The 15,203-nt window shown below is 55.8% G+C and carries 14 protein-coding genes and 1 other RNA gene; 7 read left to right on the top strand and 8 right to left on the bottom strand.

What is annotated here, in order from left to right; genetic code table 11:
- Window positions 1–15: 15 nt before the first annotated feature.
- Both CFI10_RS13445 and CFI10_RS13440 read right to left on the bottom strand, forming a co-directional pair.
- Window positions 16–1,545 carry a carbon-nitrogen hydrolase family protein gene (locus tag CFI10_RS13445; RefSeq protein ID WP_206835227.1) on the bottom strand — a complete coding sequence of 510 codons (1,530 nt, stop codon included), beginning with the start codon at window positions 1,543–1,545 and terminating at the stop codon, window positions 16–18.
- A gap of 60 nt (window positions 1,546–1,605) precedes the next feature.
- Window positions 1,606–2,364 (bottom strand): TlyA family RNA methyltransferase, encoded by a 759-nt coding sequence (locus tag CFI10_RS13440; protein WP_206835225.1) that lies wholly within the window; start codon window positions 2,362–2,364, stop codon window positions 1,606–1,608.
- 140 nt (window positions 2,365–2,504) lie between these two features.
- Here CFI10_RS13440 and CFI10_RS13435 point away from each other — a divergent pair, with 140 nt between their 5' ends.
- The 4 genes from CFI10_RS13435 to alr all read left to right on the top strand — a co-directional run bounded on the left by CFI10_RS13435 (window position 2,505) and on the right by alr (window position 6,355).
- Window positions 2,505–3,119, top strand: a complete 615-nt coding sequence (locus tag CFI10_RS13435; protein WP_206835222.1) for a response regulator — start codon at window positions 2,505–2,507, stop codon at window positions 3,117–3,119.
- Between the two features lie 405 nt (window positions 3,120–3,524).
- The gene (locus CFI10_RS13430) at window positions 3,525–4,781 is read left to right on the top strand and encodes a D-amino acid dehydrogenase (RefSeq protein WP_206835220.1); all 1,257 of its coding nucleotides are present in this window, start codon (window positions 3,525–3,527) and stop codon (window positions 4,779–4,781) included.
- An 80-nt stretch (window positions 4,782–4,861) separates the two neighbouring features.
- The gene (locus tag CFI10_RS13425; protein ID WP_091824937.1) at window positions 4,862–5,251 is read left to right on the top strand and encodes a RidA family protein; all 390 of its coding nucleotides are present in this window, start codon (window positions 4,862–4,864) and stop codon (window positions 5,249–5,251) included.
- A gap of 24 nt (window positions 5,252–5,275) precedes the next feature.
- Window positions 5,276–6,355: an alanine racemase gene (gene alr, locus CFI10_RS13420; RefSeq protein ID WP_206835218.1), complete on the top strand. Its 1,080-nt coding sequence runs from the start codon at window positions 5,276–5,278 to the stop codon at window positions 6,353–6,355.
- Here the strand turns inward: alr and CFI10_RS13415 are convergent.
- Both CFI10_RS13415 and CFI10_RS13410 read right to left on the bottom strand, forming a co-directional pair.
- On the bottom strand, window positions 6,343–7,146 hold the full coding sequence (locus CFI10_RS13415; RefSeq protein ID WP_091824943.1) for a response regulator: 804 nt from the start codon (window positions 7,144–7,146) through the stop codon (window positions 6,343–6,345). The genes alr and CFI10_RS13415 overlap by 13 nt on opposite strands.
- Window positions 7,147–7,247: 101 nt before the next feature.
- Entirely contained in the window at window positions 7,248–7,865 is a 618-nt protein-coding gene (locus CFI10_RS13410; protein ID WP_206835216.1) for a DUF2058 domain-containing protein, read from the bottom strand.
- Between the two features lie 49 nt (window positions 7,866–7,914).
- Here CFI10_RS13410 and CFI10_RS13405 point away from each other — a divergent pair, with 49 nt between their 5' ends.
- Both CFI10_RS13405 and ffs read left to right on the top strand, forming a co-directional pair.
- A complete protein-coding gene (locus CFI10_RS13405) occupies window positions 7,915–8,526 on the top strand; it encodes a LysE family translocator (RefSeq protein ID WP_091824946.1) in 612 nt (203 codons plus the stop codon).
- 93 nt (window positions 8,527–8,619) lie between these two features.
- Window positions 8,620–8,716: signal recognition particle sRNA small type (gene ffs, locus CFI10_RS13400), an RNA gene on the top strand.
- Between the two features lie 39 nt (window positions 8,717–8,755).
- On the opposite strand, the gene CFI10_RS13395 is transcribed toward ffs, so the two are convergent.
- The 3 genes from CFI10_RS13395 to CFI10_RS13385 form a co-directional block, all read right to left on the bottom strand.
- A complete protein-coding gene (locus tag CFI10_RS13395; RefSeq protein WP_206835214.1) occupies window positions 8,756–9,799 on the bottom strand; it encodes a TIGR01620 family protein in 1,044 nt (347 codons plus the stop codon).
- Complete coding sequence (locus CFI10_RS13390; RefSeq protein ID WP_206835212.1) at window positions 9,799–11,238, bottom strand: YcjX family GTP-binding protein; 1,440 nt, start codon at window positions 11,236–11,238, stop codon at window positions 9,799–9,801. Before CFI10_RS13390 ends, CFI10_RS13395 begins: the two co-directional genes overlap by 1 nt.
- 183 nt (window positions 11,239–11,421) lie before the next feature.
- Window positions 11,422–12,771 carry an alanine/glycine:cation symporter family protein gene (locus tag CFI10_RS13385; RefSeq protein WP_206835210.1) on the bottom strand — a complete coding sequence of 450 codons (1,350 nt, stop codon included), beginning with the start codon at window positions 12,769–12,771 and terminating at the stop codon, window positions 11,422–11,424.
- Window positions 12,772–13,029: 258 nt separating this feature from the next.
- On the opposite strand from CFI10_RS13385, the gene CFI10_RS13380 reads away from it, so the two are divergent.
- Complete coding sequence (locus CFI10_RS13380) at window positions 13,030–14,181, top strand: IS4 family transposase (protein WP_206835208.1); 1,152 nt, start codon at window positions 13,030–13,032, stop codon at window positions 14,179–14,181.
- 369 nt (window positions 14,182–14,550) lie between these two features.
- Here the strand turns inward: CFI10_RS13380 and CFI10_RS13375 are convergent, their stop codons facing one another.
- A complete protein-coding gene (locus CFI10_RS13375) occupies window positions 14,551–15,042 on the bottom strand; it encodes an Lrp/AsnC ligand binding domain-containing protein (RefSeq protein WP_091824973.1) in 492 nt (163 codons plus the stop codon).
- Window positions 15,043–15,203: the final 161 nt, after the last annotated feature.

Raw genomic sequence — 15,203 nt, 5'->3', positions numbered from 1 at the left:
GAGCAGTGGGTCTGATCACATCTCGTGACGCCACTTGAGGTTGTACAGATCGCGCCTGCGATCTTTCAGGTTGGTGACCGAACCTTCGTTGCGGATCACACGGATCTGGTCCAGATCCAGATCTGAGAACATGATCATCTCGGTGTTAGGAGTGGTTTCGGCCATCACGGCATCATGCGGGAAGGCAAAGTCAGAAGGCGAGAAGACGGATGACTGCGCATATTGCACGTCCAGACTTTCAACCGAAGGCAAGTTGCCCACACTGCCGCAGATGACGGTGTAGCACTCGTTCTCGATGGCCCGTGCCTGAGCGCAGTTGCGCACCCTCAGGTAGCCGTTCTTGGTGTCGGTCCAGAAAGGCACAAACAGAATATCCATATCCTGATCCGCCAGCAGGCGGCCCAGTTCGGGAAACTCCACGTCGTAGCAGATCAAGATGCCTACACGCCCGGCATCGGTTTCGAATACACGCAGCTGGTCACCGCCACGAATGACCCAGTCACGTCGCTCATGCGGGGTAATGTGGAGCTTGCGCTGCTCTTCCACCGTACCGTCACGGCGGCAGAGGTAGCTGACGTTGTAGAGGTGGTCACCTTCCAGCAGTGGCATCGAGCCGGTGATGATATTGATGTTGTAGCTGACCGCAAAGTGGGACATCTCATTACGGAACCGCTCGGTGAACCCTGCCAAGAAGCGAATGGCGCTGGTCTGGCTGGTTTGATCGGTCAGGCCCATCAGCGGTGCGTTGAAAAACTCCGGGAACAGCGCAAAGTCACTCTGATATTCAGACAGTGTGTCGACGAAATACTCGACCTGTTTGAGCAGCTCTTCCACCGACTCCACTTCACGCATCTGCCACTGGATGGCGCCGATTCGAACCTGGGTCGGACGGCTGCTGATAACGTTGTCTTCGGGCTCGAACAGAATATTGTTCCATTCCAGCAAGGTGGCATAGCCCTGAGACTTGGTGTCTTCCGGCAGGTAACTGCCCAGCAGGCGTTTGACCTGAAAATTGTTCGACAGCTGGAAGGTCAGGATCGGGTCGTATAGTTCGCGTTGTCGCACCTTGCCAATGTACTCACTAGCGGTCATCTCGCTGGCGTGTTTGTAGTAATTGGGAATGCGTCCCCCTGCCAGGATCGAGCGCAGGTTGTACTGACGACACAGCTCCTTGCGTGCCTCATACAGGCGGCGACCCAGGCGAAAGCCGCGGTACTCCGGGTGGATCAGCACATCCAGACCGTACAGGGCATCACCGTCGGGGTCATTGAGGATGGTCATCCGCTTCCCGATCAGATCTTCATAGGAGTGAGGGTTGCTGAAGCGGTCATAACGCACTTGTGCCGACAGCGCGATGCCGGCCAGTTCATCACCGTCAAATACACAGATCTGGCCTTCAGGAAATTCATCGATCAGCTTGTTAATGGTGTGTTCGGGCCAGGACCCGCCAATATCATCATAGACACGGTCCATCAGCACTTTCAGGCGGGGATAGTCATCATGTTCCAGATTGCGGATGACAAGGTGCATGTCTTCGATGCGCATGATCGGTCCTCTTTAGCGGAATTCGCTTGCAGTGTGCGGCAGGGTGGGAATGGGCGCAAGTCAGCCTGACCGGCGAGCGGCTAGCAGGAACTCGCGATTGCCATCACCACCGGTAATTGGGCTTTCGCTCCACCAACAGGGTAAAAGGTTATTGTCGCGGCAACAGGCTTCAATTTTCTGACGTATCCGTTCATAGATGGCGGAGTCACGTACCAGACCACCCTTGCCGATATGTTCAGGGCCGGCTTCAAACTGTGGCTTGACCAGCGTAATCAGCAGACCCTCGGGTCGCAGTAGAGGGGCGAGTGATGGCAGGATCAGAGTTTGTGAAATGAATGAAACGTCCATCACCGCCAGCTCGAACCCCAGTGCTTCGGGAGTGTGATCACGCAGTGACGGTTCCAGTGCGCGGGCGTTATAGCCTTCCAGACAAATGACCCGCGGATCCTGGCGCAGGCGCGGGTGCAGCTGATCGTGACCAACTTCAATGCCAACGACTTTGGCAGCACCGTGCTGCAGCAGACAGTCGGTAAAACCGCCGGTGGACTGGCCTACATCCAGTGCGGTGATGCCTTCGACACCAGGGTTGAGTGGTGCCAGTGCATGCTGCAGCTTGAGAGCGCCGCGTGAAACAAACCGGTCTTCGTCACTACTTTCCACGCGCACGGGAGTGTCAACCGGCAGTTTGAAAGAGGGTTTGTCCAATCGCTGCCACTGCCCCAGCTCAGCCTCGACGCGACCCTCTTTGATCAGGCGCTGGGCACGGGTGCGTGTCTCGGCAATGCCGCGCTCCACCAACAGCAGATCCAGTCGTTGCATGGCGATGATCCTGAGTTAAATTGGGCCATTATACCGAAACCCTTTAAATGCGAAGGCCTGTTGTTGCTTTAGTTGTGCAAACGGCCGGCAAAGGATTAACATGAGACCGTTCTAATCATTGATCTGGATAGAGAATTTCGGTGTCAAACCAAGACCTGTGTACCAGTCGTAAAGCCGCCGAATTGCTGGGAGTAACCCCTCGGACCATACAGCTGTGGGCGGACGCCGGCATTTTGCATGGCTGGAAGACACCAGGCGGACATCGACGCTTCAGTCTCGGCGCGATTGAGCGTTTGGCCGAAAAGATTCGCAGTGGTGAGGCTGTCACAGCTGCAGCGGATGTGGTGCGCCCCGAGCCAACCCGTCCGGTAAGGCTGCAGGTGATTGAGGATGAGCCCGCGCTGCAGCGGCTCTATGCCCTGACTATTCGCAGCTGGGGGCTTCCGGTGGAGTTGCGCCAGTCAGTGGACGGCTACCAGGGGCTGTTGGAGTTGGGGCGCTTTGAGCCCGATTTGCTGATACTGGATCTTAACCTGCCGAATGTTGATGGCTTCAGTGTTATCCAGGCGCTGGTGCGTCAGGAGCTGCTGCAGCAGATGCAGCTGATTGTGGTTACTGCATTGGGGATGAGACAGGTACAGGATCGTATCGACGCGATCAGCAGGGGTATAGAGGTGTTACCCAAACCGATTCCATTTGCGCGCTTGCGCGAAAAGGTTGAACAGATTTTGCTGGGAATGTCTGATCAGATTTGAAATTCACTTTCTTTCGCTTTAGAATCGGAAAAAACGGAAGCCGGAGTCGGTTTTCGAGTTATGGTCTGAAAGGCTGTGTCGGTTAGGTGGGGGCCAATCCGATACAGCTGAATAGGACCACCCCCTTCCTTTTTTACCTTCGTTCTCGTTCTGTCCTGAACTTCATCTTTGAGTCTATGATCAACTGACACGTTTGTTGGCGAACTTCAGTGCCTGTGTACTCGTCTCTGTGTGTGGCTGGCGGTATTCACTGCCTTATGCTCTTTATGGCAGTTGAAAAATCTGCTTTTGAATTTTTATAAGATTATTTTTCTATAAATAAATATAAATACGGAAAATAAATGCGTCATTTTTGATCCAGAATAGTGACTTCTGTTGCATAACGATGAACATGAAGGTGTTGCTATGCGTGTGATTATTCTTGGCAGTGGCGTTATCGGCGTGACCAGTGCCTGGTATCTGGCCCAGGCCGGCCATGAGGTGGTGGTGATTGATCGCCAGCCGGAGTCGGCACTGGAAACCAGTCATGCCAATGCTGGCCAGATATCACCGGGATATTCGGCCCCTTGGGCGGCCCCCGGCGTGCCGCTGAAGGCGATCAAATGGATGTTGCAGGATCTGGCGCCCCTGCGTGTGGCGCCACGTCTGGATCCTGCCATGTTGCGCTGGCTGGTCAGTATGCTCTCAAACTGTACCCGGTCAGCCTATGCCCGTAACAAGTCGCGCATGCTGCGTATCGCAGAATATAGCCGAGACTGTTTTATCGAGCTGCGCCGGGAAACCGGTATCGAGTATGACAACCGGGCTCAGGGGCTGATTCAACTTTTTCGAAGCCAAAAGCAGCTTGATGCCTCGCTTGAGGATATCCGTATTCTGGAATCCTGCGGCGTTGCCTATGAATCGCTGAACCGAGAGGGAATACTGCAACATGAGCCAGCCCTCGCACATGTGCGTGACAAGCTGGTTGGCGGTTTGCGTTTGCCCGGTGACGAAACCGGCGACTGCTTTCTGTTCACTCAGGCACTGGCAAAACGCTGTGAAGCGTTGGGGGTAGAGTTCAGGTTTGATACAACCATCGATGCTATTGAGGCCGAGCAGGGGAGAATCAAAGGCGTTAAGACCTCGGGCGGTGACGTACGGGGTGATCGCTATCTGGTGGCGCTTGGCAGCTACAGTCCCCAATTGCTTAAGCCTTTGGGGATGCGTTTGCCAATCTACCCGGTTAAGGGGTTCTCGCTCACCATCCCGATTAAGGATGCATCGAGAGCACCGGAATCAACGGTAATGGATGAGACCTACAAGGTTGCGGTCAGCCGGTTGGGTGATCGCATTCGTGTAGGGGGAACGGCAGAGCTGACAGGTTATGATCTGTCTACGCCCGAGAGCCGGCGCGCCAATGTGGAATTTGTAGTCAACGACCTTTTCGGTGGCAGTGGAGACCCGTCGCAGGCCGAGCTGTGGACAGGGCTGCGACCGATGACGCCGGATGGTACCCCGATTCTGGGCCCAACGGGTTATCCCGAGCTGTTTCTGAATACCGGCCACGGTACGCTGGGGTGGACCATGTCACTTGGCTCTGCCCGCTATATCACCGATATAATCTGTGGTCAGACGCCGGCAATTGAAACGGAGGGGCTGAGCCTTGACCGTTACGCCGGTTGAAACACAGCATTCTCTGGCAGTAGAGGCAATTTGCGCTATAGTCTGCCGATTCCATTTATCATCAAACACAGGAAAATAACATGTCCAATCGCAGCATCATCAGCACTGAAAACGCTCCGGCCGCCATCGGCACCTACTCTCAGGCGGTTCGTGTTGGCAACACCGTGTATCTTTCGGGCCAGATTCCGCTGGATCCGGCGACTATGGAGATGGTGACCGACTCATTCGAGGCTCAGGCGGTGCGGGTATTTGAAAACCTGAAAGCCGTAGCGGAAGCGGCCGGTGGTTCACTGGGTGACTTCGCCAAGGTGACGATCCTGTTGTCTGATCTTGAGTATTTTGCACAGGTAAATGAAGTGATGGCGCGATACTTCAGCGAACCCTATCCGGCCCGTGCGGCCTACGCCGTCAAGGCGCTTCCCAAGGATGCCGATATCGAAGTGGAAGCGATCATGGTGTTAAAGGACTGACAGGCAGCCGGTGGAGGGCAGGGCATGAGCCGCAAAGTGCGCGCGGATATCCATCTGGATGCGATCGTTCACAACTACCGCCTGGCCAAGGTACAGGCGCCAACGGCGATGGCGGCTGCCATCGTCAAGGCGAACGCCTATGGCCACGGTGCAGTGCCGGTGGCGCGTGCATTGGCCAATGATGCTGATGCTTTTGGCGTTGCCTGCATTGAGGAGGCAATGGAGCTGCGTGAAGCCGGGCTGCGCCAGCCGATCATTCTGCTGGAAGGCTGCTTTGATGCGGACGAGTTGCCATTGATCGCCGAGCACGGTTTCTGGCCTGCACTGCACAGTGAGCATCAGGTACGTTGGCTGGAGCAGTTCAGCAGCCCGGCGCGTTTCCCGGTGTGGCTCAAGCTGGATACCGGCATGCACCGCCTGGGTGTGGCACCCGATCAGGTTGAGTCGCTGGTGGCGCGTCTGCGTCAATGTGAAGTGGTGAGTGAGGTGTTACTGATGACCCACTTTGCCCGCTCAGATGAGCCGTCATTGCCGATGACCCGCGACCAGCTGGGCTGTTTTGATCGGGTTGCGGCGCAACTTGGTTTGGGGGCAAGCCTGTCGAATTCCGCTGCCGTGATGGCATGGCCTGAGGCACACCGACAGTGGCTGCGCCCCGGCATCATGCTCTATGGAACAACGCCTTTTGGTGAGTCGAACCCGGTGGCGGATCAGCTGCGGGCCGGTATGACGCTCAGCTCCGAGATAATCGCAGTGCGAGAAGTGCCGGCGGGTGAGACGGTGGGCTATGGTGCGACGTTCAGTTGTGATCGTACGCGCCGTATCGGTACCGTGGCCATGGGCTACGGCGACGGTTACCCGCGTCATGCCCGTAACGGTACACCCGTGCTGGTCGAAGGCGTCAGAACATCACTGGCAGGCCGGGTATCGATGGATATGCTGACGGTTGATCTGACCGATATCCCGCAGGCAGATATCGGCAGCCGGGTAGAGCTTTGGGGGCAGAGGTTGCCGGTGTCTGAAGTGGCGCAGTGGTGCGATACCATCCCCTACACGTTGCTGACCTGCCTGACCCCACGTGTACCGCGCGTTTACTCTGACTGATCCAGCAGGCGCACCAGAAGCCGTTTGACTGTTTCGGGTTCAAACGGCTTGTCAGTGAGCGCGTTTACACCCGCATGCTCGACATGACTCAGGTGGGTTTCATTGGCCTCCGAGGTCACCATCAGAATCGGCAGGTGAGAGTGAAGTTCAGAGCTTCGAATGAATTCAGCCAGCTCCAGTCCATTCACTTCCGGCATGTTGTAGTCGGTGACCACCAGGTCGACCGTTTCACGCTGCAGCAGCTCGATCGCTTCGCGCCCGTCCGCCGCTTCCAGCAGGTGTACGATGCCCAGATTGTGCAGCACACGATGGATCAGCTTGCGTGCCATACGGCTGTCGTCCACGATCAGCACCCGCAGGCTTTCCACGTCATAGAACTCCAGCTCCAGCTCATCCTTGCCCAGCAGATCCAGGGTAGCATTCAAGGCGGACCCAAGATGCTGACGGGTAAAAGGCTTGGGCAGTATGGCGACCACGCCAGACTGCTTGAACACTTCCAGCTGTGGCTTGCGGGTCTCGCTCGATACAAGCATGAACGGCAGGTCGGCCAGCTCCGGTAAGCGACGAATGGCACCCAGCAGCTCAACTGCGCTGCCATCGTCATAGTGCAAAGCACTGATCACCAAGTCGGGTTTTACCTTCATGATCTTCTCCAGCGCCTCATGCAGGTTGGCGGCGGTATCGATTGCCATGACCTGCTCATCCTGCAGCTGCTGAATCATGATTTTGCGCTGCATGGCGGAAGGCTCGACCAGCAGTATGTTCAGTTCACTGACACCCAGGGTACTCATCCGCATTGTCCTGCCATTGGTGGGGATTTTTGGACTGAGCGTATCAGTTGTTGCAGGATGAGGACAGAGGCAAGGCCTGATCGGCGTCAGGCCCGCAGTGATTACCACATCAGATCGTCGGGAATCTGATAATCGGCATAGGGGTCATCCGGCTCAGGGGTGTCGTCCACAGGGCGTGGCAGAACAACATCCTGCATGCGTGCTTCGATACGCTCAACGACTTCGGCCGGGATTAGGTGGTAGCCATTGTCGAGTACGGCAATACGCAACTGGCCGCGGGCAAGCTGGTCGATCTGTTTCTGCTCAAGATAGAGATGGCGGATGGTGGTGCCGTGTACAAAGTTGTAGCGCAACTCAGCCTTGGGCGACAAAGGCAGTCGATGAGTCTCGATCAGCTGGCGGACTTCGGCCTGGGCCGCTTTATGTGCCTGCTCTTGTTGACGTTGACGGTTCAGTTCACGGTCGCGCTCAATCTTTTCCAGCCGTGCCGCCTCAACGGCTTCGCGCCGCTGGTGTTCTTCATCGACGCTGGCCTGTCCGCCCCGTTTCTGTTTCGACTGTTTGCGTTTAAGATCCTTGGCTTGTTTGGCCTGTTTTTTGTTTGCCAGGCCTGCGTTGAGTAGCTGGTCCTGAAGTGAGCCTGCCATGGTGAACCCTCGGATACCTGATTCATGGTGATAACGGCGCACGACTATAGCATAGTCTGCCTTGGCGGGCATGATCGACAGCGGTCTGAACGGGTCATCAGGGAGTTTTAAGGAGAGAGTAATGTCATTGATGTTGTGGTTTTCGTTGCTGTTGATCTGTGTGCTGGGGGCGATGTCGCCGGGCCCCAGCCTTGCGGTGGTGCTGCGTCAAACCGTCAGTAACGGTCGGGGTCATGGCATAGCTGCCGGGTGTGCCCATGCGCTGGGGGTTGGGCTGTGGGCGATGGCAACGGTGTGGGGGCTCGGGCTGCTTGTAAGCCGTCATGAAACCCTCTATCAGATTCTGACCTGGCTGGGGGCTGCCTATCTGGTTTGGTTGGGGTTCAATGCCCTGCGTCATGCATCGGCGCCGGGGCTACAGGCCGAGCAGGGCGCACGCGACAGCCTGTGGCAGGCGGCCCGTTCCGGGGCACTAATTTCGCTGCTGAACCCCAAGCTGGCGGTGTTTTTTACTGCGCTGTTCTCTCAGTTCGTTACTGCAGATCAGACGCTGAGTGACCAGTTGCTGATGGTGGCAACGGCAACCGTTGTAGATGGCCTCTGGTATTCGCTGGTGGCTTTGCTGTTTTCCCAGTCGCACCTGCTGGCCTGGCTGCGGCGCCACCTTAAGCGGGTAGAGCAGTTGACCGGTGTGGTGCTGATCGGTCTGGCCGTGCGCGTTGTGGTGCCTTGATCGGGGGCGGGAGCGTTTGCAATCCTGGTCACGGATGCTTATACTGCGCGCCTGTCTTTTGAGACAGGGCATAATGCCGCGTTATGGCGGTTCTGCTGGTCCTCTCGCAACGATACACCGTGAACCTGGTCAGGCCCGGAAGGGAGCAGCCACAGCGGTCGACTCGTGTGCCGGGATGTGGCTGGTGGAGCCGCCCCCATCATCTGTTTTATCTCTTTTCAAACGCTCATCATTTTCGGTCCGTACCGGTCTCCGGCTTGCCGCTTGTCAATCTGTGTACAATGCCTTTGGCAATCTGCTGCAGCATGTTTTTTGGCCGGTCGGGTTCAGGCAGGGGCCGGCAGAGCTTGATGGTCATCAGGCCGGTCCGAGCGGTAAAGAGGCCAGCGCCTATCCCTTGCCCGGCCCTTGCTGACAGGCTTGATGTCAATGAGCTGCCCAACAGCGCAGAGCCTGCATCCATTGCCACTTCACTGGCGCCGGCAAATGCCAGGTTTTGCAGAACCTGCTTCAGTAATTTGCCTTGGGTCAGTAGCCCCGGCGCGATGCCATACACCGTGGCGATTTCACGAATCATGCGCAGGTTGCGCCAGGCGACCAGCAGCATATCGAAACTGGCCCAGGGGCTCAGTGCGACCATGACACCCGATTCCACACTGTAGCGTTGAACGCAGCGCTGGGCGGTGCGGTCGGCTTGATTCAGGGCGTGTCGGCTCAGGTACTGAATAATCTCCCGGTCGTTGTAGCTGCTGTCGAGCTGTGTGATGGCACCTTGTAACTCGTTCTTCAGCGCCGTGTGGTGGTAGCGCTGCTCCAGTTGATGCAGCAGTGCTGTGCTGTCGCCATAACTGGTCTGTTGCAACAGGGCTTCAGCCTGTTGCTGCAGACCTTGTACCTGTCGCAATTGGCGGCTGCCACTGAGGCCTCGCCTGATTTCGATACCGACCACAAGCATCAGTAGCAGCGTCAGCAGGCTGAAGGCACCGCCCAGCAGGGGGTGAATGGATATGCTCCAGCTGATCAGTCGGTACAACTCGGCACCGATGGCCAAAACGACCAACGTTCCCAACAGGGGCACTAACCAACCTCTACTGCGTATATTGCTCTGAGGCGGCGGGGGAGGTAGCTCCAAAGAGGTGTCATCTTCAACAGTCTGGGTCTTGTCCAGCGGGATATCTCGAGCTGGCTGGTGCGGGGGATGTTCGGCTGGATCGGCTGCCATCGCCTCGGGCGGTAGCTCGATAGGGCGTTGCCATTTAGGTGTATCACGCATCAGAACAGGTCTCCCAACAGGTATTCGATCGCCTGATCCAGCCGAATGTGGTGCTCGGGTTTGAGCGAGCCTGACGGCAGGGGGCGGGGGGCAAAGTCGACAAAGCGGAAACGGTCACTGTTCCAGTCTTCGGCGCGAGGCAGTTCAACGGGCACTTCGCCGGGGAAAAGGGCAATCTCTTCGCCCGTGTCCTTGCGATGACCCCGCAGGCAGGAGAGGTGCTGGCCATCCAGTCGTGCCTGCGCGGCTTCAGTGGCACGCAGGGATGACAGGGCAAGGCATCGGGTTTCGACCTGTTCAAACCGGATCTCGCGCTGAGCGGCTTCAATCATCAGGCGCAGGAACTGGTCCAGGTTGTGGTGCTGATTGGCCGTAACATGGTCGGCCTTGGTGGCGGCGAACAGGACGCGGTTGATGCGCGGGCGAAACAGGCGTCGAAACAGGCTGTTGCGGCCATATTGAAAACTGTGCAGCAGGGTGGTCAGGGCCAGCTGCATGTCATTGAAACAGGATTCGCCGCTGTTGAGTGTTTTCAGGCAGTCCACCAGTACGATCTGACGATCAAAGTGTCGAAAGTGGTTCCGGTAGAAAGGACGGACGACCTGTTCACAGTAATCGTTGTAGGCCTGTTGCAGTTGTGTAAACAGGCTGTTTGTATCCGCGTTTTCGGGTGCTTCGGGCCAGTTCTGGATAATCGGAAACAGGTCAAGCAATGGACTGCCTGCCAGTTCAGCCGGCATGAGAAGACGCCCGGGCTGCAGCAGGCTCAGGTTGTATGGGGGCTCACGCAGTTGCTGCAACAGGAATCGGTAGCGTTCAGTCAGTCGTTGTCGCAGGCCCTCCGGAGCGGGAGCCAGCCAGTCGATCCCGCTCTGCTGAGCGATCCAGTCAGCAGCCACTTCTGTGCGTGGGAGAGAGGCAAACAGGGCCTGCTGCTGTTTGCACCACTGCTCGAAACTGAGTGTCAGCATAGGCAGATCGAGCAGCCATTCGCCGGGGTAATCGATCAAGTCCAGATACAGTGTGGAGTGCTCGCCCAATGCGCGCCCCAGCCCCGGTTTGCGGCGATAACGCAGTGCCAGCCGGATCTCCGACAGTGCTTCGGTCGAATTCGGCCAGTGTGGTGGAGAGGCCTGAAGCCCCGCCAGGCACTGTTGCAGCGGAAATGGGCTGGGGGATTCCGTGCTCAAGTCACGGGTAGCGACAATTCTGCCTTCGGAAGCCGCAGCAAAAAACGGCAGTGAGCGCCCCTGCTCACTTTGCAGCAGGTGGCGAGCCAGGGCGCTTATGAAGACGGTTTTGCCGCTGCGGCTCAATCCCGTGACGGCCAGGCGGACACGTTGTTCCATGCCGCGCTCGACGCTCATCTTCAGCTGTTCGGGCCAGTCAGTCAGACCGCTTTGTCGGATCAGGCCACCCAGTTTGTTCGGTATGCTCATGCATGGCTCCGTTTGAGGTATCGGATTATTCTGTCATCCCTCAGCTGAAGTGTGGATGAAAAACTCAATTTCCGGTTAGATCCTGACATCATTTCTGCGAGTTGACAGAAATCCTGTTGCTGCGGGCTGAAACTGAACAAAAAAAGGGAGCCGCAATGGCTCCCGTTTTCGTTCAGAGCTGGATCAGTTGCGGTTGAAGTACTCTCGTGTCAACTTGAACACCACCGGGCTCAGAAGAGCCAGTGCAACCAGGTTGGGGATCGCCATCATGGCGTTAAGGGTATCGGCAACCAGCCAGACGAAGTCCAGGCTCAGTGTTGCGCCCAGTGGAATCGCTAGAATCCAGAGGATGCGGTAGGGGGTGATCGCCTTGATGCCGAACAGAAACTCTACGCAGCGCTCACCGTAGAATGACCAGCCGATAATGGTGGTAAAGGCGAAGATGGCCAACGCAATGGCGACCAGATAGTTACCCAGGCCGGGCAGGGCCGTTGCAAAGGCCTGGCTGGTCAATGCTGCACCGGATTCGCCGCCGGTCCAGGCGCCGGAGCTGACGATCACCAGACCGGTGATGGTGCAGATCACCAGCGTGTCGAGGAAGGTGCCCAACATGGCGATCATGCCCTGGCGCACCGGGTCGTTGGTCTGGGCAGCTGCGTGTGCGATGGGGGCTGAGCCCAGGCCTGCTTCATTGGAGAACACGCCTCGGGCGACACCAAAGCGGATGGCGGCCCATACGGCTGCCCCGGCAAAACCACCCTGCGCGGCAACAGGGGAAAAGGCGTGGGTGAAAATCAGATCCAGTGCCTGTGGCAGAAGGTGGGCATTGATTGCCAGTACGATCAGTCCGGCGATCAGATAGGAGAGTGCCATGAAAGGTACCAGTGCTCCGGCTACATGGCCGATACGCTTGATACCACCCAATATAACGGCACCCACCAGAATCATCATCACCAGTCCGCTGATCCAGGTGGGAATGCTGAAGTTGGCATGCAGTACATCGGCGACCGAGTTGGACTGCACGGTATTGCCGATACCGAAACCTGCAGCGGCGCCAAAAATGGCAAAGGCTACGCCCATCCATGCCCATTTTTTGCCCAGACCATTCTTGATGTAATACATGGGGCCGCCGACATGCTGGCCCTTTTCATCGGTTTCACGGTACTTGACCGCCAGAACTGCCTCGGAATACTTGGTTGCCATGCCGATCAGGGCTGTTATCCACATCCAAAACAGGGCGCCTGGTCCGCCCAGAAAGATTGCCGTGGCAACCCCGGCGATATTACCAGTGCCCACTGTGGCGGACATGGCGGTCATCAGTGCCTGAAAGGGTGGAATTTCCCCTTCCTTTTCGTCACCGGCGCTGGCAGTCCGCCCGCCCCAGAGCAGCCGGAAACCGGTGCCGATCCTGAGGATAGGCATCAGTTTCAAGCCGATTGAAAGAAACAGGCCTACCCCGAGGATAAGCACCAGCATCATGGGGCCCCAGACGACCCCGTTAATTGCCGAAATAAACGATTCGATTGCAGCCATCGTAAGATGTCTCCGTGTTGTAAACCTGAAGTGGTCGGTACCGACTTCAAGGTTTGAGTCCTGAATTCACTGCCGAGCCATATTGCATTGTTTCGGGCCATGAAAGTACCCAAAGCTATAGCAGATCCCATGCCACTTAAAGTGAAGGCTGGGTCAAGTCCACTGCTGTCCCATAAATGGCAGCAAATGAGAAAGCCTGAATCCAAGTGAGTAAAATGAGAGTGCGACCAAACACTCTACTCACAAAGGATTCAGGCTTTGTCTCATCATAACACCGCGTTTCATCAGTTGCTCCAGCCTTTGTCCAGACATGATTTTGAGCGAACGGCCCGTGAGCATCATGTGGGGCAAAAGCTCCGTTCAGCTTCACGCTGGGATCAGTTCATTGGCATTGCGATGTCCCAGATTTCTGGCCGACAAAGTCTTCGCGACATCGAGTCTAGCCTCGCCAGTCAGCGGCATAAACTCTACCACCTCGGAGCCAAGCCGATTGCTCGCTCAACCCTTGCCCGCCTCAATGAGCAGCAGCCTGCCGAGCTCTATGAGGCCATCTTTTATAAGCTTTTGCAGCGCTGTTCTGTGCGTTCAAATGCGCATAAATTTCGCTTCAAAAATCCACTTTATTCACTCGATGCCAGCACCATCGATCTGTCATTGAATATTTTCCCCTGGGCAAAAATCCATCAGTCAAAAGCCGGTGTAAAGCTGCATACCGGCCTGAACAACGCCAGCTTAATTCCCGAGTTCGTTGCGCTCAGTGATGGACGGGAAGGCGATTTGATTCAGGGGCGCCAGTTCACCTTCCCGGCAGGCAGTATCGTGGCTTTTGATAAGGGCTATGTTGATTACCGCTGGTATGGAGAGCTGACAAAACAAAAAGTTAGCTTTGTCACACGACTGAAGCCCAAAGCTGTTTATCAGGTGCAGAAATCGAATCCAGTACGTGCCGAAACGTCGGTTGAGTACGATCAAGTGATTGAGTTGAGCAGTCAGCACGCGCAAAAACAGGGCGCACCCACGCTTCGATTGGTGGGGTATAACTGCCCGGAAAGCGGTAAACACTTCCGCTTTATCACCAACAACTTCAAGCTGGCCGCGACGACAATTGCGGCGATCTATAAGGATCGTTGGCAGGTGGAACTCTTCTTCAAAGCACTCAAGCAGAACCTGAAGATAAAGGCATTTTTAGGTAACAGTAAGAATGCTGTGCTGACGCAGATCTGGATCGCCATGATATGCTATCTACTGCTCTCGTTTGCTCGCCACAGCGCTCGGCAAGGCTGGAGCGTACAACGCATTATGCGAACACTTCAGGTGAGCTTGTTCGAACGCATGCCCCTTTGGGCGCTGCTTAATCCTCCTCCACTAAAGCCAGAAAAAAGGGACCCTCAAATGAGGATCCCTTTATGATCAAAAACTATGGGACAGCAGTGGGGTCAAGTCAGGCATTTTTCGTATTGTTTTGTGAGAAAAACCTGTTTTCTGTTTCTAAAACAGAAATACTTTCTGATTCAAAAGGAGGTTGTCCATTCACATCTCGGCTGCAGCAACAGTGTGTGCGCTACAGTTGTGCCCAGTGCACCGTAAAGGTTCAGACGATGACGATATGAATGGTTATTCAGACATGGAGGATGAGGGCCGGCATCAAGCCGATAGAGTCGGGTCATGTTGCGCTCCGATGGTATTGTTATTGTTGGATGCGTTTCATGGAATATATTAGAGCCTTTTTGGGGCTCAACAAGGTTTTTTATTCTGTATTGACAGCTAATGACGGAATAATTAACTGCCTATATCAACCGGAAGCTGTGTCTGCTCTTTCACTTCCTCCATCACGATATAGGATTTGGAGTTTTTTACGCCGGGCAGGGTTAACAGCATATCACCCAGTAACTCGCGGTACTGTGACATGTCATGCAGGCGTGCCTTGAGCAGATAATCGGCATCGCCGGATACCAGGTGACACTCCAGAATATAGGGCAATGTACTGACCGCCCGGTTGAAGCGCTCAAATGCATCAGGTGACTGGTAGGAAAGGGCAATCTCGACAAATACCAGCAGGTTGTAGTTAAGCATTTGCGGATTGACGCTGGCGTGGTAACCCGTAATAAAACCGTCCCGCTCGAGCCGTTTGACACGTTCCATGCAGGGCGTTGTGGACAGCCCAACCCGGTCCGCAAGCTCGGTATAGGAAATGCGCCCCTCTTGCTGCAGTATCGTCAGGATATTGCGGTCGATTCGGTCAATCTTCTTGACCTTCTGTTGTTGTGCCATTGTCTGGTGATTCCATCTGTAAATTGATTAATGAGTATAGTTTTAACCTGATTCAGGCATGGTGCAACGTATAAATGGCTGTCATCTACCCCTGCCAAGCTGCTTCGGCAGTGGGGCGTTGAACAGTAAAGCGTGGTAATATCGGCAGCCATACATGAATG

Source organism: Marinobacterium iners (assembly GCF_017310015.1).
Taxonomy (GTDB): domain Bacteria; phylum Pseudomonadota; class Gammaproteobacteria; order Pseudomonadales; family Balneatricaceae; genus Marinobacterium; species Marinobacterium iners.
Note: the sequence above shows the minus strand (reverse complement) of the source record. Positions and strands in the feature narration are given on the sequence as shown.